Raw genomic sequence first — 24621 nt, forward strand, 5'->3', positions numbered from 1 at the left:
TGACCCTGGAGCCAGAGTGGCAGATAAGCATGGTTTGATTGCTGTGGCGAATCCCGGCTAGTGCACCGACGATGACGACCGCTCCCCGCACCGATTGGCTCGCCACACGCGGCCGCTACCATCCGCGGCTGATCGAAGCGGCGCTAGCCCTCGCTGACAACCGGCTGCCTGAAGCCGAGCCGGTGCTGCGCGCGCATCTCAAGGAGCGGCCGTTCGATGTGGCGGCGATCCGCATGCTTGCCGAACTGGCCGGGCGCATCGGCCGGTACAAGGATGCCGAGACGCTGCTGCGCCGGGCCATCGAGCTTTCCCCCGCTTTCACCGCCGCACGCGCCAATCTCGCCATCGTGCTGCACCGGCTCAATCGCCCGGCGGAGGCGATTGCCGAGCTCGACCGGGTGATGGCCGAGCGGCCTGACAATCTGGGCGATGCCAATCTCAAGGCCGCAGCCTTGGGGCGGGTCGGTGGATTCGATGAAGCGATTGCCCTCTACGAGACGGTGCTGGAGAAGGCGCCGCACCAGCCCAAGGTGTGGATGAGCTATGGCCATATGCTCAAGACGGTCGGTCGGCAGGCCGATGGTATCGCCGCCTATCGCCGCGCCATCGCGCTGACACCGGAACTGGGCGAGGTGTGGTGGAGCCTCGCCAATCTCAAGACGGTCCGGTTCGACGATGCGGATATCGCCGCGATGCAGGCGCAGCTGGCGCGCAACGACATTGCGGACGAGGATCGCTTCCACCTCGATTTCGCGCTGGGCAAGGCGTTCGAGGATCGGCGCGAGGCGGCGATTGCATTCGGCCATTATGCCGCCGGCAATGCGCTGCGGCGGCAGGCGCTCAGCTATGACGCCGACGAGACCGCGGCCTTTGTCGACCGGTCGATCGCTGCCTTCGACGCGGCGTTCTTCACCGCGCGCGCCGCCCAGGGCTGCGATGCGGCGGATCCGATCTTCATCCTCGGCATGCCGCGCGCGGGATCGACGCTGGTCGAGCAAATCCTCGCCAGCCACAGCCTGGTCGAAGGGACGTCCGAACTGCCCGACATTCCCGCGCTGGCACGGACGGTGGAGAATTATCCGCATGGGCTGGCGAATGTGCCGCCCGAGCGGCTGCGGGCGATGGGCGAGGAGTATCTGGCGCGCACCCGGGTGCAGCGACGTACCGACCGGCCATTCTTCATCGACAAACTGCCCAACAACTGGGCGCACGTACCGCTGATCCTCTCGATCCTGCCCAAAGCAACGATCGTCGATGCGCGGCGGCATCCGCTGGGCTGCTGCTTTTCCAACTACAAGCAGCATTTCGCGCGCGGGCAGGCGTTCAGTTATGACCTGACCGACATGGGGCGCTATTACCGCGACTATGTGCGGCTGATGGCGCATGTCGACCTGCAGGCACCGGGGCGGGTGCACCGGGTGATCTACGAAACGATGGTCGACGATACCGAGGCCGAAGTGCGCGCGCTGCTGGCGGCGTGCGGACTCGATTTCGAGCCGGCCTGTCTCGAGTTCCATCGCACCGAGCGGGCGGTGCGGACGGCAAGTTCGGAGCAGGTGCGCCAGCCGATCTATCGCAGCGGCACCGAAGCACACGAAACGTTCATGCCCTGGCTGGGACCGCTCGAGGCGGCGCTGGGCGACGTGCTGACGGGCTACCCGGCGGTGCCCGTCAGCGTCTAAGGCGCTTTGCTCGCACAAGGGCGCCACAGGGCATGCGGGCGTGGCAAGATTGTCACTTAATTCCTTGGAAATGACGCGGGGCGTGTCATCCGCTTGACGCATATTATGCAGCGCGACACTCTGGCGCAGGTAAATTGCTTATGCCGGGGGGCTGCGCCTTATGATTTCGTTCCGTCGTTCCGCCATCGCCATCGGCTTGCTGGCGACCACTGCCTTGCCGACGGCGGTGGTGCAGGCGCAGGAGGCTCCGCAGGCGGAGGCCGACGATTATGGCGACGACATCATCGTCACCGCGCAGAAGCGCGAGGAGAATCTGCAGGACGTGCCGATCAGCGTGCAGGTGCTCGGAACGCGCCGGCTCGACCAGCTGAACATCGTCAACTTCAACCAGTTCACCGCGCTGCTGCCATCGGTGGCCTTCCAGTCGTCGCAGCCCGGCCAGACCACCGTCTATTTCCGCGGCGTCGCCTCGGGCGGGGATGGCAACCACTCGGGCTCGCTGCCGAGCGTCGGCGTCTATCTCGACGAGCAGCCGGTGACCACCATCGGCGGCACGCTCGACGTGCATGTCTATGACATTGCGCGGATCGAGAGCCTCGCCGGGCCGCAGGGCACGCTCTATGGCGCGTCGAGCCAGGCCGGCACCATCCGCATCATCACCAACAAGCCCGATGCCTCCGAATTCTCCGGCCGGGTCGATGGCGAGATCAATACCGTCAACGAGGGCGGCATCGGCGGGCGGATCGAAGGCGTGATCAATACGCCGATCAGCGAAACCGCGGCGTTGCGCGTGGTCGGCTTCTATCGCCGCGATGCGGGTTTCATCGACAATGTCCCCGGCACGCGCAGCTTCCTGCCGCGGCCGGGTGGCTTCACCATCAACAACAATGCCTTCGTCGAGGAGGATTACAACGATCTGGAGGTCTATGGCGGGCGCGCCGCGCTGCAGATCGATCTCGACGAGAGCTGGACGGTCACGCCGACAGTGCTTTATCAGGAGATGCACTCGACCGGGAGCTTCGGCTTCGATCCGCAGGTCGGCGATCTCGAGGTGCAGCGCTTCGGGCCCGAGTTCCGGAACGACCGGTTCGTGCAGGCGGCGCTGACCATCGAGGGTGAGATTTCCAACTGGGACATCACCTATGCGGGCGCCTATCTCGACCGCAAGGTCAACCAGTCGAGCGACTATACCGACTATGCCGAGGCTTATGACTCGCTCTATTCATCGGTCGGTGGTGTCGCCGGCTATTTCTATTTCTCGGACGCCGCGGGCAACCCGATCAGCTCGCGTCAGCAGGTGCTCGGCTCCGACCATTTCAGGAAGCTGAGCCAGGAACTGCGCATCGCCAGCCCGCAGGACGAGCGACTGCGGTTCGTCGGTGGCGTCTTCTACCAGCGGCAGTCGAACCAGATTTTCCAGGACTATCAGGTCGCCAACCTCGCGCCGCTGCTCTCGGTCAACGGTCGCCCCGGTACGCTGTGGCTGACCCGGCAGGAGCGTATCGACCGTGACTATGCCGCCTTCGGCGAGGTCAGCTTCGACCTTACCGACAGCCTGACGCTGACCGCAGGCGGGCGCGTGTTCAAATATGACAATACGCTGATCGGCTTCTTCGGCTTCGGCCGCAACCCGGCCTTCATCCAGGGCGCGATGGGCAACCCGCCGCCCAATGCCGCTGGCAGCAGCCGTACCGGCGTTGCCGGATGCTTTACGCAGAGCGGCGTGCGGCTGCGCGAGGCGCAACTGGCCGGGCAGGCCAACACCACGCTGATTGCGGGCAGCGTGCCCGGCACGCCGTGCACCAATCTGGGCGTGTTCGAGAATGGCGAGGTGGTGCCGGTGCAGGCGGAGGACGATGGCTTCACCCATCGCCTCAACCTCAACTGGGACGTGACCGAAGATGTTCTGCTCTACGTCACCTGGTCGCGCGGCTTCCGCCCGGGCGGCATCAATCGGCGCGCCGACGTGCCGCCCTATGATGCCGACTATCTGACCAATTACGAATTCGGCTGGAAGACGACGCTGGCGCCCGGCCTGAGGCTGAACGGCGCCATCTATCAGCAGGATTGGGACGAGTTCCAGTTCAGCTTCCTCGGGCCGAACAGCTTCACCGTCATCAACAACGGCCCGAACGCTCGCATCAGGGGCATCGAGGCAGACGTGAGCTATACCGCCGGCGGGTTCAACCTGACGGCGGCGGCAAGCTATACCGATGCCGAAACGCGGCAGAATCTGTGCGCGATTGCCGACCCCACCTACACTTGCACGGGTCCGGACAATTTCATCACTGCCCCGCGCGGGACCCGGCTGCCGATCACGCCCAAGTTCAAGGGCAACATCACCATGCGCTATGGTTTCGGCATCGGCGATGCGGATGCCTATGTGCAAGGGGTGCTGGCGCATCAGGGGTCGGCCTCGTCCGACATCCGCACCAACGTGCAGCAGGTCGGCACCGGCGACTTCGTCAATCCTGCGGCTCTACTCGGGCGGTTGGAGAGCTGGACGACGGTTGGCCTGTCCTTCGGGCTCGATTGGCAGAGCTGGACCTTCCAAGCCTTTGCCAGCAACCTGTTCGACGAGCGGGCCCAGCTTTCCCGCTATCAGCAGTGCGGCAGCTGCGGCCAGCGGCCCTATATCGTCCCCACCCAGCCGCGCACGCTGGGCATTCGGGCAGGCTATCGCTTCTGACGCGTGCGCCGGCGGGAATATTTCTCGCTGGCGGCGCATCCTTGGCCGGTGAAGGCCGTTGAACGGGGAAGAGCCAGTATTCCCCGTTCGATGGAGTTGCCGCCATGTCCCTGTTTCGCCTCCTTGCCGTCGCCGGTGGCGGCTATGCGCTGTGGCGCTGGACCCAGTCCCGCGAGGCCCGAGCCGAGCCAGCGGCGTTTGCGAAGGGTGAGAGCGCCCACGGCAATTTCGACCAGACGCGCAATGCCGGCCCCGATGCGATGCGGGACACACCGCGCCGCGATTGGGACAAGGTCGACCAAGCGGTCGACGAGAGTTTTCCGGCAAGCGACCCGCCGTCCTATTGAGACGGTCGATCAGGCCTGACCACTAAGCCAGCAGCCTGAGGCAGACCCTTGCCGGAGCCCTGCGCCAGTCGAAGGGCGCTTCGCTGGTCAGGCGCAGTCTTCGACGGCAAGGCGTGCTTCGACACGCTCAGCGCTGTGGGTGCGATCGCGTCACCAGTCACTCGCCTGCACTGCGCGTGGGGCGAGCCTGCTCCCTCAGTCCGCCTGGATCAGCGCACGGTAATCGTGCCGACCCGGCGCATGCCGTCGTCGGTCGGGTCCATCTCGACGTCGATCAGCTCCTCGCTCTGATCGGCCCGGCCGAAGTTGCGGATGATACGCGCCTGCACGGTCGACGGACCGTTAGGGTTGGTGCGATCGGCGGCGAAGCTGTCGATTTCTATGGTGTAGGTGCCGCGCGGGGCCACTCGCAGCATGAACTCCTCCGGCCCGAACCCGTTGGTGACGTCCGCCGTCAGGCGGCCGCCGGTCTGCGACAGGCGGTTGGAGTAGCCGACACGCTCGCCATCCGGCTGCGTGATCCACAGATCGAGATCGGTGCGCGGCGTGTTCCATTCGACGACGATGCGGATGTCGACATCGAGCATGGCCACCAGCGGAGCGGGCAGGGCATGCTCCGACCCGCCGAGCGCGCGATAGCGCTGCACCGCGAGATTGGCGTCCATCAGCGCCAGTGTCTCGAAACCGCGATAATGCTCGCGGCGTACGGTCAGCACCGCATCGGCAAGCAGTTCGATAGCGCTGCGCAGATCCGCCAGCGCGGCATCGCGGTGACCCGCTGCCCGGTGCGCCTCGGCGCGTGCCATCAGCACCAGCGCGCGTTGGCGCTGCGGCTGCGGGCGTTCGCTCTCGCGATCGGCAAGCTGGGCATAGAGCGCGAGCGCGCGATCGAGATCGCCATAGCGGACCAGCCGACCGGCGACGATTTCCAGCGTCTGGTTGTCCCGCGCTTCGAGATCCAGAGCGGATTCGACAGCGCGGCGGGCCTCGGCGGCGCGCTGGTTGCGCCAGTGCCATTCGGCGAGATCGAACCAGAACAGCGGCAGGGCACCATGACGTGCGCGCTGCCGTTCGGCTTCCTCCGCCCAGTTCGCACCGGCCGCGTCGATGGCGACAATCCACGGGCGTTCGGGTGACCATTCGACGGTCTGGATGCGCCCCGACGTGGGTTCGGAATCGTCGCTCGAGCGGGCGCTGGCAGACGACCCGTCGGCCGGGGCGGGTGCGTTGCCTGCCAGACTTTCCTCGCTGACTACCGACACCGCCACCGGCGCGTCGAATTGCGGCTCGTTCAGGCGGGTGGCTGTCACGACGATGTTGTCCCCGGCCTCCTCATCGGCCGAGCCCGGGACCGGCGGCGCCATGGCTGGCGGCGGTGGAGGAGGGGGCGGCGGGGGTGGTGGAGGGGGAGGATGTGGCGGCGCGGGCGGCGGCGGGACACTGAGCGGGATGGCTGCCACTTCGGTGTCATCGCCACCATAGCTTTCCACGGGCGCGCTGCGTGTGCGCGGATCGGAATCGAACTTCTGCGTCCACCAGTTGCGCGTTTCCGACCATTCCGATGCCACCTGATCCAGTCGACCGGCTTGCTGCGCGGCGATCTGCCTATCGGCTGCGGCGCGTAGCGCGGCATATTGGTCGAACAGGGCCTTGGGATAATTGGCCGGCGGCGGGATGTTGGCCTCGACATAGTCGGCGGGCGCTTCGAGCACGATGAACGAGGCGTAGGGAGAGGCGACCGAGTAGCGGCGCGCCAGTGCGACCAGCGCTGCGGTAGCCATGTCGCTGGCGCCAGCCCCGATCGTCCGGCTTGCCCAAAGCGCACCGGTGCCGGAGAAGAGCGGAGCAGCGGTGGCGGGGCGCGGATAGGTTCCCTCCACGCGATTCCCGACCATGCGGCGCAATCCGCCGCGGTCGGGCATGCGGCCGATCATCCGCCACTGGCCGTTGCCGCCATCGACCACCACCGTGTCGATGATGTTGCCCTCGTCATCGACAATGCGGCCGGTACGGCGCTGGGCGCGGGCGATGGCATTGCGCGCTTCGCTGGTCGACATCCGCGTGAGTTCGACGAACGTCCCGTCGCCCTGCTCCGCCACCGCAGCCAGCCAGCCGCGATCGACCTCGCGATCGGAGGCGACGGTGTGGGTACGGCACGGCAGGCGGAAGCCGGCGCGCGAATCGATGGTGGCGCGCCCGTCGCTGACGAGGACGCACACCGCGTCGCTGTGGACCGGAACCGCGGCTAGGCCTGCATAGCTGGTCGCTCCGCCATAGCGGATGCCGCGAATGCGCGTTTCCAGATCGGCATCGCTGGTGACGCGGACGGTTTCTACACCGCTGCTGTCGAACAGCGTCAGCATCACGCCGTCATCGCCATAATGGGTGACCAGAGCGCGCACGAGCCGCAGCTCAGCATCGATATCGTCGTCGGCGCGGCTGGTGGAGCGGTCCCAGAAAATATGCAGCGGGTCGTTGCTGGGTGCCGCCACTGCGCCGAGACGGCTGGGGCGCGGCAGGATTTCGAAGAAACTTTCGCCATTGGCGTGGCGGCTGAGCACCAGCGGGTCGGCGGGGACGGCGGGGACCAGACGCAGTTCGCCGCCAAGCCGGGCGTCCCAGCGGTCGAGCGTGAAGCGGCCATCGCTCCAGCGGCCGCTGACGCCATCGGGCAGCACCACCCGGGGCGGGGTGCCGGCATCGGCCTCTATGGCAAGGGTGAACCGCCCGACACGGGCGGCCGGGCGCAGCGGCAGGACATAGCCGCCGTCGGCCACCGGTGAGGTCATCACCAGCCGGATGGTGCGGCTGCCGCGCGCCGGGATGGGGAAGATGCGGGTGGAGAACCGGTCGCTCCACGTCACTTCGGCCAGACCGGGGTCGATGCGCTGGACAACGCGGCGCTGATACGCCTCGCGCGCCTGATCGCGCCCGGCGAGGACGCCATCGATCAGGTCCGGCCCGACATCGAGCGCATAGCCGGTGATGACCGAGCCGGCGGGCATGTCGAAAGAGAAATCGCCTTCGAGCACGTCGGCGCTGTCATTGCGGAAGGTAGCGGTCATCCGCGTTTCGGCAACGCCGCCACGGATGCGCACATCGAGCGCGAGCACTTCTATCGCGAGCTGGCGGCTGGTGGTGCTGTCCGAGCGGACACCGCGCACATTGCCGGTCAGCGCCAGCGTCGGCTGGGCCGCCGCCCGTTCGCTCCGCGCCGTCTGCGCGTGCAGCATCGCGGGAGTGCCGAGCGTGACCAGCGCGGTCAAGGGCAGCAGTGTCAAGCACTTGCGCCAATGTGACATGATGATTTCCTCCCCTGTTCGGCTGCTGCAGTGTCACAGCTTCCGGCTGTAGGGAAGATGAACGGCGGTCAGGGCGCCGGGCAGCTGCTGGCCTGGCCGGCGACGAGATCGAGGCAGCGGCCGTCGATGCTGCTGCTGTCGACCGGCAGGCCGATGAGCGCGGCGAGGGTCGGCAGGATGTCCACCACCATCACCGGATTGGGCTGTTCGAACGGGCGCAGGCCGGCGCGCCAGAACAGGATCGGCACGCGCCGGTCATAATCCCAGACCGAACCGTGCGTGGCGATGTAGCCGAGGCCGGTCTCGGGGATCGGCGTAACACGATCTTTCAACACCAGCAGCAGATCGCCCGAGCGTTCCGGATCATAGTTGGCGCGCAGCCGTTCGGCGATGGTCCACAGCTCGGGCGACCGGCGCGAGACCGACATCGCGGCAATGTCGCTGCCGCGCCAGACATGCTCGACTTGGCGATGCGCGCTGAGACGGCGGACGGCGGCGTCGATAACCCGGGTGCGCTGTTCGGGAGAGAGGGCGCGGCTGACGTAGAGATCGCCGAACGGGGCGTCGCCATAGAGCAGCGGCCCATCGAGGGTGATGCCAAGCTCGGCCTTGAGCGCATTGCCGAGCGCTTCGGGGGCAAGCGCGGGGTCGACGCGTTCGGCCGATGGAATGGCGTTTTCCCGGTTGCGTTCGGGCGTGTCGTGTCCGCCATGATCGGCGGTCAGCACCACGGCATAATCGATACCGGTCGCGTCCATGCGCGCGAAGAAATCGCCGAGCTCCCGGTCGAGCGCGAGCATCTGGATGCACATTTCCGCGCCTTCGGTACCGGTGGCGTGGCCGACATAATCGGTGGCGGACAGGCCGAGGATCAGCAGGTCGGTCTGCGGGCCTTCGCCCAGATGCCGCGACTGGCGCAGCGCGGCACCGGCGGCGAGCACGGTGCCGTCAGCTTCGGGGGATGCGAGGAACATGCGGAAGTTGGTCGAGTCCGTGCCGCCCGGCCGGGCAAAACGACCGGTCCCGACGGTACGATTGCCGACCGCGACCGGATAATCGCGCGCGGCGCAGGCCTGTGGCAATTCGAGCGCCGGGCGCGGGGTGGCGATGGCTTGCGCGACCGCGCCGGAAATGCGTGCGACATCGGGCGCGGCCTCGCGACCGCGGAAGCTGGCGAGGCCGGTGGGGGCGAGCCACCATAGTTCGTCCGCCTCGCGTCCGCCCATCATGATTGCGGCGCGATCCTTGCCGGCGACCGAGATGACCTGCGTGCGCGGATCGGCGGCGCTCATCCGGTCACCCAGCGTGGGCACGCGCAGATACTGGTTGGAGGGTGCATAGCGGCCTGATGCCGAAGAGGTGCCTTCGACGGTCGGGTCTTCGGAACAATAGACGCGCTTGTCATCGCGCGAGAGGCCGAGATCGAACCAGTTGTTGGCAATGATGCCGGTGCGGCTGGGGAGCGATCCGGTGAGGATGGTCGAATGGCCCGGGCAGGTTTCGGTCGCGGCATGTGCCTGATAGCCCGACGGGAAGACGATGCCGCCAGCAAGGCGGGCGAGGCCACCGGTGAACAACTGGCGATATTGCGCGAACAGATCCGCGGAAAACTGATCGACCGAGATGGCGATGATCAGCTTGGGCGGGGTGGCCGGCGCGCCTTCGGCAGGAGCGGGCGCGGGCGTGGCGGCGGCGGGCATCGGCGCCGCCTGCTGGGCAACCGCCGCCGAAGTCGCGGTAGCCGCGAGTAACGCGAAGGCGGAAATCAACGAACGCATGGCGACACTCCTGCTTTTGAACATTCTTGCGGCAGCCGCTTACCGCGCACAAGCCTATGGACTCGCTCTGCGCCGACAAGCGGTTATATCGCAAGTGCCAACCGACATGCGCCCTGGATGGTGCGCGCCCGATGAGGATTGCCCGTGCCCGTTTGCAATGACCGTTCGATGACCATCTGGTCACGCCTGCTGCTGGTGCTGGCATTGGCTTTCACCGCGATGGGCGTCCCGGTGCAGGCGCAGGTCGGTCCCGGACCGCATATCCGCCACAGCATCGTTGCCGAGAGCGCCGCACCGGCCCCGGGCAGCAGCGTCGACGTCGCGCTGGTGATGGTGCCCGATGCAGGGTGGCACGGCTATTGGAAGAATGGCGGCGATGCCGGGTTCGGCATGCAGATCGAATGGACGCTGCCGCCGGGGGTGAGCATCGGCGAGCTCAACTATCCGGTGCCCGAGACGCTGGTCATCGCCGGGCTGATGAACCATGTCTATGAGCATCCCTATGCGCTGATTGCGCCGCTGCGCATCGCCGGCAATGTCGCGCCGGGAACGCGTCTACCCATCCGCGGCGAGGCGACGTGGCTCGCCTGCACCGATCAGGTGTGCGTGCCGGAAACCGGGACTTTCACCCTCGACCTTACCGTCGGTGACGGCCGCATCGACGCGGGCACGCGCTCCCGGTTCGATGGCTGGCGGATGGCGCTGCCGCAACCGCTGGGCAGCCCGGTGACCTATCAACGCGAAGGCGATTCCTTGCGCCTCGGCATCCCCTATCCGGCTGGGCTCGCGATCCGCGCGCCACACCTGTTCGTCGCAACGCAACGCGCCGACCAGCCGGGGGCGGCGCAGGGGTTCAGCCGCAGCGGCGACCTGTTGATCGTCGAGACCAAGGCCGGATCCGACCTTGGCAATCTGCGCTCGTTCGACGCGCTGATCGCGACGGGAGACGGGCGCGGCTTCAGCTTCACCGCAGAGCCCGGCAATGTCCCGCCGCCGGGCGCGCCGGTCGGGGCCGATGTGCAGGAGGCGATGGCGCAGTTCAACTGGGGGCTGTTCCTCACTGCGCTCGCCGGAGCAGTGATCGGCGGTCTCATCCTCAACATCATGCCCTGCGTCTTTCCAATCCTGAGCCTGAAGGCGCTAGCACTGGCGCGTGCCGGGGGCGAAGCGCGCGAGGCGCGGATCGAGGGTTTTGCCTATACGGCAGGCACCATCTTCACCAGTCTCGCACTCGGCGCGGTGTTGCTGCTGCTGCGCGCGGGCGGCGAGGCGGTCGGTTGGGCCTTCCAGCTGCAGAGCCCGCCTTCGGTGCTGTTGCTGATCGTGCTGACCGCAGCCATTACCGCCAATCTCGCCGGGCTGTTCGAGATCGGATCGCTGTCGTTCAACTTCGGTCGGGCGTCCACCGCTGGCGGCACGCCGGCGAGCCCGGCCAAGCAGGCATTCGGCACCGGGGCGCTAGCGGCTTTCATCGCGACGCCGTGCAGCGGACCGTTTCTGGGGGCCGCGCTTGGCGCGACGCTGGCTTTGCCGGCCTGGGCAGCCTTGCCGATCTTCGGCGGGCTGGGCCTCGGCCTCGCGCTGCCCTTCCTGCTGCTCGCCCTCATTCCGCGCCTGCGCACGCGGCTGCCCAAGCCGGGGCCGTGGATGGAACGGATGCGGCGCTGGCTGGCCATCCCGATGGTGCTGACTGTCGCTGCGCTGATCTGGCTGCTGGGGCGGCAGGTCGGGCTCAACGGCTGGCTGGTCGGGGCGGCGATGGCGCTGGTCACCTTCGCGCTGGCGTGGCTGGCGGGCCGGCAACAGGGCGGCGGGCGGCATGCCGGGCCGGTCTTCATCGCCATGGCTGCGGCTATCGTGCCAGCCGCGCTGCTGCTGCCGCAGCCTGTGACCCGCGATGGCGCGGCGCTGGCTCAGGCGAGCCTGCTAGAGGCCGAACCGTGGAGCGCGGCCCGGGTCGCGGCGCTGCGCGCCCAGGGGCGTCCGCTGTTCGTCTATTTCACCGCCGACTGGTGCGTGAGCTGCAAGGTCAACGAGGCGAGCTCGATCGAGCGCGAGGAAACGGCGGCGGCCTTCCGCGCGGCCGGGGTGAAGACGCTGGTCGGCGACTGGACCAATGCCGACCCCGAGATCACCCGCGAGCTGGCGACACACCAGCGCAACAGCGTGCCGCTGTACCTGTGGTATCCGGCCGGCGGGGGCGAGCCGCAGATCCTGCCGCAAGTGCTGACCCCTGGTTTGCTGACGGGGCTAGCCGCGCAACCTTGACTTCGCGCCGCGACTGCCCTGAGCGTGGCAGGAGACGGTCGGAGGGAATAGCATGGCCTTGCCAACATGAAGACGCGCGCCGACCAGCGCATCGTCGACCTGGGCCTTGCCGAAAGCCGCGCGCGGGCGCAGGCGCTGATCATGGCGGGGCACGCCTTCCTTGGCGATCGCAAGATCGACAAGCCGGGGCAGCAAGTGCCCGCCGACGCGTCGATCGATGTGCGCGGGCGCGACCACCCGTGGGTTTCGCGCGGCGGGATCAAGCTCGATCACGCCCTGGCCGCGCTGGGCTGGGACGTCAGCGGGGCTGTAGCGATCGATGTCGGGAGCTCGACTGGCGGCTTTACCGACGTGCTGCTGAGCCGGGGCGCGGCCCGGGTCTATGCGGTCGACAGCGGCACCAACCAGCTGGCGTGGAAGCTGCGGCAGGATGCGCGGGTGATCGTGCATGAACAGACCAGCGCCCGCATCCTGACCGCTGAGCATATTCCCGAGCCAGTCGACCTCGTCGTCTGCGACGCGAGTTTCATCGCGCTGGCCAAGGTGCTGCCGGTGCCCTTGTCCTTCGCCCGAGCGGGCACGCGGCTGGTGGCGCTGGTCAAGCCGCAGTTCGAGGCAGAGCGGCACGAGGTGGGCAAGAAGGGCGTGGTGCGCGACGAGGCGGTGCACGCCCGGGTATGCGCTGCAGCGGCGGCATGGATCGTTGCGCAGGGGTGGCGCGTTGAGCCGCTGATGACCAGTCCGATCACCGGCCCGGAAGGCAATGTCGAGTTTCTGCTTGCCGCCACCCGCGTCGGCGATGCAATAGCCGACACTGAAACGATGCAAGGTGCATGATGACCGAAATCGCGTCCCCCGGGCAGCTGCGCATGTCCTATCTGCGCTGGGCGCTGGTGACCGTGCCGCTGATCGTTGCCATCGGATCGCTGGTCGGGCGCTTGTCCAACAGCGGCTTCGGCAATGGCTGGTTCGACGCGCTCGACATCCCGCCGATCATGCCGCCGGGCTGGGCGTTCGGCGTGGTGTGGCCGATCCTCTACATCCTGCTCGGCCTCTCTTTGGCGATGATCCTTAACGCGCGCGGCGCTGCCGGGCGCGGGGCGGCAATCGGGCTGTTCCTGCTGCAGCTCATCGCCAATTTCCTGTGGAGCCCGCTGTTTTTCGGCATACACCAGATCAGCGCCGCCTTCTGGCTGATCCTGTTCATCCTGACGACCGCGGCAGCGACGACATGGCTGTTCTGGGGCATTCGCCGGGCGGCGGCGTGGCTGATGCTGCCGTATCTGGCGTGGCTGAGCTTTGCCGCCGTGCTCAATTATCAGTTCGATGTGCGCAACCCTGACGCGGAAACCCTTGTGCCACCGGCTGCCAGCGCCAATATCAGCATCGGGCAAGGGGAATAAGGCGGTACGGCAGAGGGCCGGCCGCGCTGATTTCCGGAGTGACGAACATGCAGAGCCAAGGCAAATTCTTCGACGATCTTTCCAAGGTGCTGAACGGCGCGGCGGGCACCTTTGCCGGGATGGCGCGCGAGGCGCAGGCCAATGCCCGGGAAAAGGCGCGCGACTTTGTCGGTGGCGACTTCGTGACGCGCGAGGAATTCGATGTCGTCAAGGACATGCTGGCCGCTGCCCGCGCCGAGATTGCGGCGCTCAAGACCCGCGTCGACGTGATCGAACGCACCGGTGCGGCTGCGGCGTCCGAGGCGCCTGCTGCTCCCAAGGCGGCCAAGAAGCCCAAGGGCTGAGCCTGCCTGCCGCAGTGCGGCGGAACGGCGGGTACCCGTTCCGCTTCGCTCGCAATGGCGCTTTTCTGTGTATAACTGCGCGGCAGCATTGCGCGCCGCCATCGCCGTCGCGTAGAGCGGACCCATGACTCCCGACGACCATATCGACGAGGACGGCGGCGAGCCGATCGAGATGCTGGAACGCTATTGCGATGCGCATGGCTGGCCGCACGAGCTGATCGGCGACGACGAGATCGTCATGCAGGTGCAGGGCAGCTGGACCAACTACGAGCTGCGCGGGGTGTGGCGCGCCGAGGATGGCGTGCTGCAGATCCTGCTGTTCCCTGAAATCAAGATCGTCGACGAGCGGCGCGTCGCCGCGCTCGAGGCGCTGGCGCTGATCAACGAGCAGTTGTGGATGGGCCATTTCGAGCTGTGGTCGGCGAGCGGGATGATCCTCTATCGCCACGCGACCTTGCTGGGTGTCGACGGCAGCCTGCCGCTCGACATGGCCGAGACGCTGGTCGGGACCGCCATCGACGAGGCCGAGCGCTTCTATCCGGTGTTTCAGTTCGTGCTGTGGGGCGGCAAGTCGCCGACCGAGGCGATTGCCGCAGCGCTGATCGAGACGCGCGGCGAAGCATGACCGGCGCACTGCCGCTGACCGGGCTCGACTGCCGCATCACCATGTTCGGCTGCGGCACGATGGCGGGGGCGATGCTGCGCCGCTGGCTGGCCTGCGGGCTCGACCCGGCGCTGGTCACGGCAATCCGTCGCAGCGATGCGCCCGTCGCGCCTGGCGTGGCGCAGCGCCGCGATGCCGAAGGGCTGACGCCGCCCGACCTCTTGGTGATCGGCATCAAGCCCCAGCAATATCGCGACCTGCTGCCTGCCATCGCCCCGCTGGCGGGCCCGCAGACGCTGGTCGTTTCCATCCTTGCCGGCATTCCGCTGTCGACATTGTCTGCCGACTGGGCGGGTGCGCGGGGCGTGGTGCGCGCCATGCCCAATCTGCCGGTCGAGACCGGGCAGGGGGTGGTGGCGGTGGCGCGCGGTGCCGGATTGACGGACGAGACGCCTGCGCTCGATTCGCTGCTGGCGACGCTGGGGCTGGTTTATCCGGTCGGCGACGAGCGCGGGTTCGACGATGTCACCGCGCTGGCGGGATGCGGCCCGGCCTTTGCCTATCGCTTCATCGATGCGTTGGCGGCGGCCGGCGCGGGGATGGGGCTCGATGCCGGCGATGCCGACCGGCTGGCGCGCGCGACAGTTGCCGGAGCGGCGCTGACGCTGCTGAATTCCGCGGATAACGGGCGCGCGCTGGCCGATGCGGTGGCAAGTCCGGGCGGGATGACGCGCGCCGGGCTGGATGTGCTCGACGCCGATCGACGGCTGGAGCGACTGATTGCCGAGACACTTGCCGCTGCGGCGGAGCGGGGCCGCGCCCTCGCGCAATAGAGGCGGCGCGCCGCGCCGATGGTTTGACTTGTGCGACAGGCCCTTTTCCATGCTATGACGCTGGGACGACAACAACCGGAACCTTGTCTGCCTTGAAACTTCTCAACGTCAACTGGTCCGGTGAATTGGGGCGCGCGCTGGGCCAAAGCCGGCGCGGCCTGATCGGCGTCGGCCTGCTCAGCGCCGGGCTCAACATCCTGCTGCTGACCGGCTCCATCTACATGATGCTGGTCTATGACCGGGTCTTGCCCTCGGCCAGCCTGCCCACCCTGTGGGGGCTATTCGTGCTGGCCTGCATGCTGTTCCTGTTCCAGGCAGGGTTCGACGTGCTGCGCGCCTGGCTGCTGTCCGACATCGGCGGGGCGATGGAAAGCCGGATGCTGCCGCGCGTGCTCGACGTCGCGCACCGGCTGGCGATCAAGGCGCCCGATACGGCGCGCGGGCAGAGCCCCATTCGCGACCTCGACCAGATCAAGCAGTTCATCGCCGGCCCCGGCCCGGGCGCGCTGATCGATCTGCCCTGGGTGGTGCTGTTCCTGGCCGTGCTGACCCTGATGCATGTCTGGCTGGGCCTTGTCACCTTTCTGGGGGCGGTGGTGCTGGCGATCACCACCTGGCGGTCCGACAAGATTACCCAGCATTACACCGGCGAGCTGACCGGCATGCAGGTGAAGCGCGCGCAGGCGACCGAGCGGTTGCGCCGGCATGCCGAACTGATCCAGGCCAATGGCATGGTCGGCGCGATGACCAACATGCATGGCGGGCTGAGCATGAAGCTGGCCGAGATGCAGCGGACCTTTGCCGAGAAGCTGTCCTCGATGCAGGGCGGCAGCCGCGTGTTCCGCATGTTCCTGCAGTCGCTGATCCTGACCGTCGGCGCGCTGCTGGTGCTCGACGGACAGGCGACGGCGGGCATCATCTTCGCTTCGTCCATCCTCTCCGGCCGCGCGCTGGCGCCGATCGACCAGGCCATCGGCCAGTGGCGCAATTTTGCGAGCGCGCGCGACAGCTGGAACCGGCTGGAGACCACCTTCGAGAAGCTGCCCGCGGAAGGGCCGCGCATGGCGCTGCCGCCGCCGAGCCGCAGCCTTGCCGTCGACCGCATCGGCATCGTGCCACCGGGCAGCGACCGGCTGGCGGTTGCCGAACTGTCGATGTCGGCGGGGGCGGGCCATGTCGTCGGCATCGTCGGGCCGAGCGGCAGCGGAAAATCGACGCTACTGCGCGCGATCGTCGGCGTGTGGCCGATCGTGCGGGGCTCGATCCGTGTCGATGGCGCGAGCATCGACCAGATTCCCCCCGACGTGCTGGGCCGCCATATCGGCTATCTGCCGCAGAGCATCGACCTGTTCGCCGGCACGGTGGCGCAGAATATCGCGCGCTTCCAGCCCGATGCCGAGGCCGGGGCAATCATCAACGCGGCGCGGCTGGCCGGGGTGCACGAGCTGATCCTGTCATTGCCCGACGGCTATGAGACCGAACTGGGTGAGGAAGGCGGGCGGCTGTCTGCCGGCCAGCGCCAGCGTATCGGCCTTGCCCGCGCGCTCTATGGCGACCCGTTCCTGATCGTCCTCGACGAGCCCAACAGCAACCTCGACCCCGCAGGCGAGGGCGCGCTGGTGCAGGCGATTCTGGCGGCGCGGCAGCGCGGCGCCATCATCCTGGTGGCGACGCACCGCCAGTCGGTGCTCGACGCTGCGACCCATGTGCTGTTCGTGCGCGATGGCAAGGCCGCCGACTTCGGCCTGCGCGACGATGTGCTTTCCAAGATACGCCGGGCAGCGGCACCAGGGACCACCCAATGAACCAGATGATGCCGCCGCCGGTCGATGGCGATCCTGCGCCCGAGCCGGGCAAGGAGCTGACGCTGGCGCATGCCAATCTGCCGATGGTCATCCCGCAGCCGCTGGAAGAGCGGCTGGGCCGCCGCCTGCGCTGGGCGGCGATTGCCGGTGGATCGCTGATCATCCTGTTCCTGCTGGCCGCGACGCTGATCCGCATCACCGGTGCGGTGGTGGCGGGCGGCGCCGTCGGCGTCACCTCCCAGATCAAGGTGATCACCCACCCGACCGGCGGTGTCCTCTCCGAACTGCTGGTGCGCGATGGCGCGCGGGTGGAGGCGGGCCAGCCGCTGATGCGGTTCGACACCAATGTCAGTGCGATGGGCGCCGAATTGACCGGTGCCTCGACCGACGAGCTGCGCGCGCGCCGGGCGCGGCTGGAGGCCGAGCGCGACGGGGCGGCGGCGATCCGCTTCCCCGACGAGCTGCGGCGGAGCGACAGTCCGGCGGCCGCTGCGGCGATGCTGCGCGAGCAGCGCCTGTTCAGCCTGCGCCGCAACGAGCAGTCGGCACAGGCGCGGCTGCTGCGCGAGCGCGAGCAGCAATCGCTGGCCGAGATCGACAGCTATCAGGCGCAGATCGCCGCGGTGCGCGAGCAGGAGCGGCTGATCGCGCCCGAGCTGGAGGGTTTGCGCGAACTGTACGATCGCAAGCTGGTGACGCTGAACCGGCTCAACCAGCTCGAGCGGACCGCGGTGAGCCTGGAGGGCACGGCAGCCTCGCTCGAGGCCAATATCGCCCAGTCGCGCGCACGGATCGCCGAAATCCGCCAGCAGCTGGTGACCAACGAGACCAATGTCCGGTCCGAGGCGGGGACCGAGCTTGCCAACATCATCAATGCGCTGAACGATGCCGAGGTGCGCAGCGTCAGCGCGCAGGATTCCTTCGACCGCAGCGTGCTGCGCGCGCCGCAGGCTGGCATCATCGACCGCATCGCCTTTTCGACAGTCGGCAGCTTCGTGCCGCCTGGCCAGCCGATCATGCAGATCGTGCCGACCGGCGACGACCTGCAGATCGAGGCGCGGGTGAGCCCGGCGGACATCGACCAGCTGCGCGTCGGCCAGCCGGCGCGGATCCGCCTGACCGCCTTCAACATGCAGACGACGCCCGAGTTCGACGGGCGGCTGACCTTCGTTTCCGCAGAGCGGGCGACGGACGAACGTACCGGCGAGAGCTTCTATCGGGTGCGGGTGTCGATCGATGCGGCAGCGGTGAAGCGCGAGACCGGGCTCGACCTCTCCCCCGGCATGCCGGCAGAGCTGTTCATCACCACCGGCGACCGGACCTTGCTGTCCTATCTGCTGAAGCCGCTGTTCGACCAGATGGGTCGCGCCTTCCGGGATCCCTGATTTGACCGATTGGGCAGGCGGGGCAGGGGGCTGAGGGCGGCATGACCGAACTGCTGTTCCTGTGCCTGCTGGTGGTCATCGCCGTGCTCGGCAATGTGCGGGGACGGCTGAAGCTGGCCGAGCAGCGACTGGCGGCGCTCGAAGCGCGCGAGGCGGCTGCCAAGGGTGGGTTTGCGAACGATGCGGCTGCGCCAGCGACTGTCGCGCGGCCGCCGGACAGCGCGGTGCCCGAGCGGGCCAGCGCGCCTGCGCCCGAGCCGCCGGCAGATGCAGGTCCGCCCGAGCGGCAAGCGCCCGATGTCGAACCGGCTGCTTTGCCGGAGGTCGCAACGCAGCCGGCGATGGCGAGCGCCGGGGAGGCGGAGCCGGTCGCGCTCTCTGCGCCATTGGCCGAGGACCGCGCCGATGCAGAGCCAGCGCGCCCGGGCAGGGCGAGGACGACATCGCCGCCGCGGCCGGCTTTCTCGTTCGAGGATTTCTTCGGCCGGCGTCTGCCGATCTGGGCCGGCGGCATCACTCTGGCGGTGGCCGGGGTGCTGATCGTAAACTATGCCCTTGCTGCCGGACTGCTGACCCCCTGGGTGCAGGTGGCGGGCGCGCTGATGTTCGGTTTCGGGCTGCTGGCGGGGGCGGAAGCGGCGGCGCGCAATGCCATCCGCGTCGGCGACCCGCGCGTCGCGCAGGCGCTGGCCGGGGCAGGGCTGGCGACGCTCTATGCCGCAGCCTTCGTGGCGGGCAATGTGCATGGGCTGATCGGGCCGTTGGTGACTTTTGCCGCGATGGCGGCGGTGACGGCTGGCGCGCTGGCGCTGGCCGGGCGATTTGGCGCGCCGACCGCTCTGCTGGCGCTGGCGGGCGGCTTTGCCACTCCGGCGCTGATCGGGAGCGCCGAGCCCAATATCCCGCTGCTCGCCGGCTATCTGGCGCTGACTGTAGCAGGACTGACAGTGGTCGGGCGCGGGCAGCGCTGGGCGTGGCTGGGCCTCGCCACGCTGGCGGGGGGTGGCCTTTGGACCTTGGCGCTCATCGCATCGGGCGCTCTCGATGTCGCCTCTACCTTGTCCGTTGGCCTGCTGGTCATCGCTCTTGCCGTAGCGGTGCCGTTGCTCGGCCATATGGGGACGCGCGACTGGCTGGTGCGGCAGCTGGCGCTGCTCGCAGGGCTGGCGCAGCTTGGCGCTATGGTCGCGAGCGGCGGCTATGCGCTGACGACCTGGGGGCTTTATCTGCTGCTGGCGGTGGCCGGGCAGTGGCTGGCGTGGCGCGAGCCCGGGCTGGCGCTGATTCCGCGTCTGTCGGCAGGGCTCGCCGCAGCCTTGCTGTTCCTGTGGCCCGAGCCGTCGGCAGGAGACTATGCGCTGGTCGGGCTGGCGATGCTGGCAGTGCATGCGCTGCCCGCGCATCTCAGAGTGTGGCGGCAGGGCGGGCGGGCTGCGGCGGCGGACGTGAGCGCGCTGGCGCTGGCGACATTCTTGCTGCCGTGGTGGCGCTATTATGCCGCGCCGGTCTTTGCCGATGGGACGCCGGACGCCGTCTGGCCGGTCGCCTGGATCGCGCTGGGCGCGGCGGCGGTCAGCGGAATCGGGCTGGTTACCGGCTGGAGGAGCGCGGAGCGGCAGGGCGACATGCGCTATGTGCAACTGGCGACCGTCAGCGCCGCGCTGATCGCTGCCGCCGGGGCGCTGGGTCTGGCAAGTTGGGCGCTGCCGCTGGTCTTTGCCGGTCTCGCGCTGCTGTTGCTGCTGGGCGGCGAATGGGCCGAGGATGCGCGGTTCGAGCTGGTAGCGACAGTATTTGGCTGCATCGGCTTCGTGGCGCTGATGGTGAGTGGGGTCGCTCCCGAGCAGGAGGTGCGGCGGCTGTTCGGGCAGGGCGATGGCGCCCCGGATTGGCTGGCGCTGCTGCGCTGGAGCGGCATCGGCGTGGCGCTGGCGATAATCGGCTGGCGAGCGAAGCAGGCGCAACTTGGCGCGATTGCGCAGCTCGTCGCGGCGATGGCGGGCTATGGCGCGCTGGCGCAGATCTTGCCGGTTCGGGCCTTGCAGTTCGCCCCGGCGCTCGCGTTGATCGGCCTGGCCCTGTGGACGCGCGTGGCGGCCTGGCCGCGTCTGGCCCCTGCCGTTGCGGTGATGCTGGCCGCGCTGATCGGCTGGGCCCTGCCGGTGTTCGCGCAATGGGCGGTGCCGGCGCTCGAATCGCTGGCGGGGCAGCCGCTGATCGTCGATGACTTCTTCCCCAGCGCCAGCATGCTGGCGCAGCGCCTGCTGGTGCCGGCCATCCTGCTCGGCGCGGCTTGCTGGCTGCTCGGTGGGCGCGCGGGCCGGGCGTTGCTGGGCGGGATGGCGGGGATCGCAGGGGTGCTGGCGCTGGTCGCGCTGCACGGGCTGTACCGGCATGGCTTTGCCGCCGCCTGGCCGGGCGATTTCATCCTGACCGGCATTCCGCAGCGGCTGCTGTGGGCGGCGTTGCTGATCGGTGCGGCATGGGGCGTGGGACGTCTTGCGGGCGCGGCAGCGTGGCGCAAGGCCGCAGTGACCGGCCTTGCCGGAACGGCGCTGGCGCACGCCATCTGCCATGGGCTGATCATCCACCATCCGCTGTGGGCCGAGCAGGCGGTGGGCGGGTTGCCGCTGCTCAACTGGCTGATCCCCCTGCACCTGTTGCCCGCCATCGCCGCATGGATTGCCTTGCGCGAGCATGGCTTCGTGGCGAAAGCGCTCGACCCGGTGGTGCAGGTCGGCGCGATGCTGCTGACCGCGCTGCTCGGCCTTTCGCTGCTGCGGCAGGTTTTTTCAGGAACGTTGCTGATGGCGACGCCGGTCGGCCAGAGCGAGGAGGTGCTGCGATCGCTGCTCGCCATCGTGCTGGCCATCGGCTTCCTGCTGTGGGGCGCGCGGATGCGGCGGCGCGACTGGCGCATAGCCTCCCTGCTGCTGATGCTGGCCGCGGTTGCCAAGGTCTTCCTGTTCGATGCCGCGGGGCTGGAAGGGCTGGCGCGGATCGCCTCGTTCGTCGCGCTGGGCTTCAGCCTGATCGGCATCGGCTGGTTCTATGCGCGCCAGTTGCGCAGCGAACGGCCGGCGGCGGAAGACGAGGGCGGAGTGGCGCAGGGCGAGGATGCGGGATCACGACCGCAGCACTGAGCTTGCTTCGACGGGCCCGGCACTAAGGACCATTATTGGCCGGGGGCTGTTTTACAGCAGGCGGGAGGAGAGGGGTTCGCTGGTTTCGGCCATGAGCTGCGAGGGGTAGGGTTCGACGAGCTTTTGCGCATCGGCCCAGTCGGCGGTCAGCCAGCGGTCATGGTCATAGCTGTGCAGGATCAGCGGCATTGCCTTGGGGTGGACCGCGCCGACCAGCGGGTTGGGTTCGCAGGTCAGGAAAGCAAAGCTCGGCACCTCATGGTCGCGCCAGATGCCGGCGAAAGCGAAGACGGGCTCTGCCGGGAGCGAGAACCAGTGCTGGCGGCGCGCACCCTTGACCCCGCCCCATTCCATGAAGCTGGTGACGGGGACGAGGCAGCGCAGCTCCGGATGGCGCAGCGTGCCGACCCAGAAGGGCGACGCGAGGTTGCGGACATTGGTGACCGGGCGGCCGCCCTCCGCCGCGATGCGCGGCGGCGGGGGCACGCCCCACAGGCGGGGGACGAGGCGGCGCCCTTCCCGGCCGGAGATGATGACGGGGGCAAACTTGCCGGGCGCGACATAATCGCCGGTCCAGGCATCGCGCCCCGGATCGGCATCGAACAGGCGGGCGATGTCTGCCGCGGGACGATCCAGCCGGTAGAGATTGCACATGCGGCGGATGATGGCGGATTTGCGCGCTGTGGCAAAGCGGCGGCCATAAAATAACCAGATAGGCACAAATATCTTGACAGCGTCACGCTGTTATGGCACTATCTGTCCATAGTCGAAAAATGCGAGTCGCCGCAGCGGCGCGGTCCCCCTCAGTCGGGGAGCGCGCCTTTTTTGTGCGCGGGTGGCGGACTGGGCGGACAATGGAGGCCGGCATGGCACAGCAGCGGGACGCGAAGGGACGGTTTGTTTCTGCCGATGGTGCCCGCCCGGCACCGGCGCGTGCGGGCGGGAAGGGCAATACGGGAACGGGCAAGGTGAGGGCGGGCAGGCGGCGGAACCGGCGGCGGCCGCTGATCCTGATCGGCGGGGGGCAGGGGGCCGAAAAGATCATCCGGCTGGAGCAGGCGCGCAGCAACAGCTTCACTGCGAAGCGCAAGGCGCGCTTCCTGACGGTGCTGTCCGAGACCAGCAATGTCAGAGCGGCTGCGGCGGCGGCGGGGATCACCTCGGAGACCGCGTACCAGCATCGACGGCGCGATGCGGCCTTCGCCCGGGGGTGGGAGAAGGCGCTGGCCGATGCGATTGCCGATCTGAAGATGCTGGTGGCGCATCAGGGCCGGTTCGGTGCGATCGACGAAGTGTCGACCCGCACCGATGCCGACGGCGTGCGGCATGTGCGGCGCACGCGGCAGGTGGCGGATTCGGCGCTGCGCACGCTGGTGCAGGCGGCGGGGCGGGCGGCGCTGTCCGATGCCGAGGACCGCGCCGAGGCCGAGGCGCTGGAGCGCGAAATCCAGATCGATGCCGCGGAGCGCATCATGCTGCGGCGAATCAGGGAGATGGCGGATGACCCGGCTGACGGCGAGTGAGCGGCGGCGCGCCAGCCACCGCGCGCTCTGGGAGGCGGACCATCCGGAGGAAGTGACCGCGGTGCGCGAGCGGCTTGGCGAGGCCAACTGGGCGCATATGGCGTCACGCTGGACCAGCGCGGCGCGCAAGGCGCAGACGCCGCCCGAGGGCGACTGGCGGGTGTGGCTGATCATGGCCGGGCGCGGGTTCGGCAAGACGCGGGCCGCGGCCGAGTGGATCGACGCCGAAGCCAGGGCGCGGCCGCGCAGCCGCATCGCGCTGGTCGGAGCGACCATCGACGATGTGCGGCAGGTGATGATCGAAGGGGAGAGCGGCTTGCTGTCCTGCGCCCGGACCCGCCCGGCGCCGATCTGGAACCCGTCGCTGAGGCGGCTGATATGGCCGGGCGGGGCGATGGCGATCTGCTATTCGGCGGCCGAGGCCGAAACATTGCGCGGGCCGGCACATCATCTGGCATGGGCCGACGAGGTGGCGCGCTGGGACGCGGGCGGCGGCGCCCGGGGCGACGGGCCGGCGGCGCGGACGCGCGGACAACGGGCGTGGGACAATCTGCTGCTGGGGCTGCGGCTGGGCCCGGCGCCGCGCGTGGTGGCGACGACGACGCCGCGCAACGTGCCGGTGCTGCACAGCATCCTGGCGATGGACGGGCTGGCGCTGAGCCGCGGGGCGAGCGCGGACAATGCGGATAACCTTTCGGGTTCGTTCATTGAGGCGATGCAGGCAATTTATGGTGAGACGGCGCTGGGGCGGCAGGAACTGGGCGGTGAGCTGATTGCCGATGTGCCTGGCGCGTTGTGGACGCGCGGGATGATCGAGCGGTGCAGGATGGCGAGCGTTCGTGCTGTACCGCCCCCCTCTCCAAGCGTCGCTAGTCAGCAAGCTGACAACCTTCGCTATCCTCCCCCTCAAGGGGGGAGGGATGAGGTGAATGCAGACGGCCTGGCCTTGTCTCGGGTGGTGATCGGGGTCGATCCGCCGGCGTCCAGCACCGGGGATGCGTGCGGGATTGTCGTGGCGGGCGTGCTTTCCTGTCCTGAACCCGAGGGTTTCGAATTTGTCGTGCTGGCGGATGCCAGTGTCGAGCGGGCTTCGCCGGAGCGCTGGGCGCGGGCGGTGGCCGAGGCGGCGATGCGATGGGGTGCGGATCGCATCGTCGCCGAAGCCAACCAGGGCGGCGAGATGGTGCGCCGCGTGCTGGAAGCCGAGCGGCGGTTTCTGCCGGTGGAGTTGCGGTTCGCGTCGGTGGGCAAGTCTGCGCGGGCCGAGCCGGTGGCGCTGGCCTATGCGCGTGGCCGGGTGGCGCATGCCGGGGTGTTTGCGGCGCTGGAAGATCAATTGTGCGGGATGCAGGCGGGCGGCGGTTATGCGGGGCCGGGGCGTTCCCCCGACCGGGCGGACGCGTGCGTGTGGGCGCTGGCGGAGCTGATGCGGGTGGCTGAGGCTACGGGGCCGCGCGTGCGGATGGTGTGAGGGCTTAACTCCTCTCCCGCAAGGGGAGAGGTGCTGGGATGGTG

Annotated in this window: 17 protein-coding genes; 14 read left to right on the top strand and 3 right to left on the bottom strand. The window is 68.5% G+C overall.

What is annotated here, in order from left to right:
- The first annotated feature begins 71 nt into the window (after positions 1–71).
- From AC0QC4_RS12420 to AC0QC4_RS12430, 3 genes are all read left to right on the top strand, one after another.
- The gene (locus AC0QC4_RS12420) at positions 72–1682 is read left to right on the top strand and encodes a tetratricopeptide repeat-containing sulfotransferase family protein (RefSeq protein WP_483660214.1); all 1611 of its coding nucleotides are present in this window, start codon (positions 72–74) and stop codon (positions 1680–1682) included.
- Positions 1683–1842: 160 nt separating this feature from the next.
- Positions 1843–4371 (top strand): TonB-dependent receptor, encoded by a 2529-nt coding sequence (locus tag AC0QC4_RS12425; protein ID WP_483660215.1) that lies wholly within the window; start codon positions 1843–1845, stop codon positions 4369–4371.
- Positions 4372–4475: 104 nt separating this feature from the next.
- Entirely contained in the window at positions 4476–4718 is a 243-nt protein-coding gene (locus AC0QC4_RS12430) for a hypothetical protein (RefSeq protein ID WP_483660216.1), read from the top strand.
- 209 nt (positions 4719–4927) lie between these two features.
- Here AC0QC4_RS12430 and AC0QC4_RS12435 read toward each other — a convergent pair whose 3' ends face one another.
- Positions 4928–7999 carry a VIT domain-containing protein gene (locus AC0QC4_RS12435; protein WP_483660217.1) on the bottom strand — a complete coding sequence of 1024 codons (3072 nt, stop codon included), beginning with the start codon at positions 7997–7999 and terminating at the stop codon, positions 4928–4930.
- 89 nt (positions 8000–8088) lie between these two features.
- Positions 8089–9798 carry an alkaline phosphatase family protein gene (locus tag AC0QC4_RS12440; protein WP_483660218.1) on the bottom strand — a complete coding sequence of 570 codons (1710 nt, stop codon included), beginning with the start codon at positions 9796–9798 and terminating at the stop codon, positions 8089–8091.
- A 168-nt stretch (positions 9799–9966) separates the two neighbouring features.
- On the opposite strand from AC0QC4_RS12440, the gene AC0QC4_RS12445 reads away from it, so the two are divergent.
- From AC0QC4_RS12445 to AC0QC4_RS12485, 9 genes are all read left to right on the top strand, one after another.
- A complete protein-coding gene (locus AC0QC4_RS12445; RefSeq protein WP_483660219.1) occupies positions 9967–12066 on the top strand; it encodes a protein-disulfide reductase DsbD family protein in 2100 nt (699 codons plus the stop codon).
- Between the two features lie 66 nt (positions 12067–12132).
- Complete coding sequence (locus tag AC0QC4_RS12450) at positions 12133–12903, top strand: TlyA family RNA methyltransferase (protein ID WP_483660220.1); 771 nt, start codon at positions 12133–12135, stop codon at positions 12901–12903.
- Positions 12903–13469, top strand: coding sequence for a TspO/MBR family protein (locus tag AC0QC4_RS12455; protein WP_483660300.1), 567 nt, complete (start codon positions 12903–12905; stop codon positions 13467–13469). Before AC0QC4_RS12450 ends, AC0QC4_RS12455 begins: the two co-directional genes overlap by 1 nt.
- Before the next feature lie 47 nt (positions 13470–13516).
- Positions 13517–13813, top strand: coding sequence for an accessory factor UbiK family protein (locus tag AC0QC4_RS12460; protein ID WP_483660221.1), 297 nt, complete (start codon positions 13517–13519; stop codon positions 13811–13813).
- A gap of 124 nt (positions 13814–13937) precedes the next feature.
- Positions 13938–14438, top strand: coding sequence for a type III secretion system chaperone family protein (locus AC0QC4_RS12465; RefSeq protein WP_483660222.1), 501 nt, complete (start codon positions 13938–13940; stop codon positions 14436–14438).
- The gene (locus AC0QC4_RS12470) at positions 14435–15250 is read left to right on the top strand and encodes a pyrroline-5-carboxylate reductase family protein (RefSeq protein WP_483660223.1); all 816 of its coding nucleotides are present in this window, start codon (positions 14435–14437) and stop codon (positions 15248–15250) included. The genes AC0QC4_RS12465 and AC0QC4_RS12470 overlap by 4 nt, the downstream gene beginning before the upstream one ends.
- A 92-nt stretch (positions 15251–15342) precedes the next feature.
- A complete protein-coding gene (locus tag AC0QC4_RS12475; RefSeq protein ID WP_483660224.1) occupies positions 15343–17055 on the top strand; it encodes a type I secretion system permease/ATPase in 1713 nt (570 codons plus the stop codon).
- The gene (locus AC0QC4_RS12480) at positions 17052–18440 is read left to right on the top strand and encodes an HlyD family type I secretion periplasmic adaptor subunit (protein WP_483660225.1); all 1389 of its coding nucleotides are present in this window, start codon (positions 17052–17054) and stop codon (positions 18438–18440) included. The genes AC0QC4_RS12475 and AC0QC4_RS12480 overlap by 4 nt, the downstream gene beginning before the upstream one ends.
- 41 nt (positions 18441–18481) lie before the next feature.
- Positions 18482–21583 carry a DUF2339 domain-containing protein gene (locus tag AC0QC4_RS12485; protein ID WP_483660226.1) on the top strand — a complete coding sequence of 1034 codons (3102 nt, stop codon included), beginning with the start codon at positions 18482–18484 and terminating at the stop codon, positions 21581–21583.
- Between the two features lie 51 nt (positions 21584–21634).
- Here AC0QC4_RS12485 and AC0QC4_RS12490 read toward each other — a convergent pair whose 3' ends face one another.
- Positions 21635–22237, bottom strand: coding sequence for an SOS response-associated peptidase (locus AC0QC4_RS12490; RefSeq protein WP_483660227.1), 603 nt, complete (start codon positions 22235–22237; stop codon positions 21635–21637).
- A 212-nt stretch (positions 22238–22449) separates the two neighbouring features.
- On the opposite strand from AC0QC4_RS12490, the gene AC0QC4_RS12495 reads away from it, so the two are divergent.
- Together AC0QC4_RS12495 and AC0QC4_RS12500 are read left to right on the top strand one after the other, a co-directional pair.
- Entirely contained in the window at positions 22450–23106 is a 657-nt protein-coding gene (locus AC0QC4_RS12495; protein ID WP_483660228.1) for a hypothetical protein, read from the top strand.
- The gene (locus tag AC0QC4_RS12500) at positions 23084–24577 is read left to right on the top strand and encodes a DNA-packaging protein (RefSeq protein WP_483660229.1); all 1494 of its coding nucleotides are present in this window, start codon (positions 23084–23086) and stop codon (positions 24575–24577) included. Before AC0QC4_RS12495 ends, AC0QC4_RS12500 begins: the two co-directional genes overlap by 23 nt.
- Positions 24578–24621 lie beyond the last annotated feature (44 nt).

This window comes from Sphingomonas sp. jy18 (genome assembly GCF_056931895.1).

Excerpts from the sequence above, each read along its gene's own strand:
- AC0QC4_RS12485 (WP_483660226.1), top strand. The coding sequence starts at position 18,482 with ATGACCGAACTGCTGTTCCTGTGCCTGCTGGTGGTCATCGCCGTGCTC.
- AC0QC4_RS12490 (WP_483660227.1), bottom strand. The coding sequence starts at position 22,237 with ATGTGCAATCTCTACCGGCTGGATCGTCCCGCGGCAGACATCGCCCGC.
- AC0QC4_RS12425 (WP_483660215.1), top strand. The coding sequence starts at position 1,843 with ATGATTTCGTTCCGTCGTTCCGCCATCGCCATCGGCTTGCTGGCGACC.
- AC0QC4_RS12480 (WP_483660225.1), top strand. The coding sequence starts at position 17,052 with ATGAACCAGATGATGCCGCCGCCGGTCGATGGCGATCCTGCGCCCGAG.
- AC0QC4_RS12460 (WP_483660221.1), top strand. The coding sequence starts at position 13,517 with ATGCAGAGCCAAGGCAAATTCTTCGACGATCTTTCCAAGGTGCTGAAC.
- AC0QC4_RS12445 (WP_483660219.1), top strand. The coding sequence starts at position 9,967 with ATGACCATCTGGTCACGCCTGCTGCTGGTGCTGGCATTGGCTTTCACC.
- AC0QC4_RS12470 (WP_483660223.1), top strand. The coding sequence starts at position 14,435 with ATGACCGGCGCACTGCCGCTGACCGGGCTCGACTGCCGCATCACCATG.
- AC0QC4_RS12465 (WP_483660222.1), top strand. The coding sequence starts at position 13,938 with ATGACTCCCGACGACCATATCGACGAGGACGGCGGCGAGCCGATCGAG.
- AC0QC4_RS12495 (WP_483660228.1), top strand. The coding sequence starts at position 22,450 with ATGGCACAGCAGCGGGACGCGAAGGGACGGTTTGTTTCTGCCGATGGT.
- AC0QC4_RS12420 (WP_483660214.1), top strand. The coding sequence starts at position 72 with ATGACGACCGCTCCCCGCACCGATTGGCTCGCCACACGCGGCCGCTAC.
- AC0QC4_RS12430 (WP_483660216.1), top strand. The coding sequence starts at position 4,476 with ATGTCCCTGTTTCGCCTCCTTGCCGTCGCCGGTGGCGGCTATGCGCTG.
- AC0QC4_RS12455 (WP_483660300.1), top strand. The coding sequence starts at position 12,903 with ATGACCGAAATCGCGTCCCCCGGGCAGCTGCGCATGTCCTATCTGCGC.
- AC0QC4_RS12500 (WP_483660229.1), top strand. The coding sequence starts at position 23,084 with ATGACCCGGCTGACGGCGAGTGAGCGGCGGCGCGCCAGCCACCGCGCG.
- AC0QC4_RS12440 (WP_483660218.1), bottom strand. The coding sequence starts at position 9,798 with ATGCGTTCGTTGATTTCCGCCTTCGCGTTACTCGCGGCTACCGCGACT.
- AC0QC4_RS12450 (WP_483660220.1), top strand. The coding sequence starts at position 12,133 with ATGAAGACGCGCGCCGACCAGCGCATCGTCGACCTGGGCCTTGCCGAA.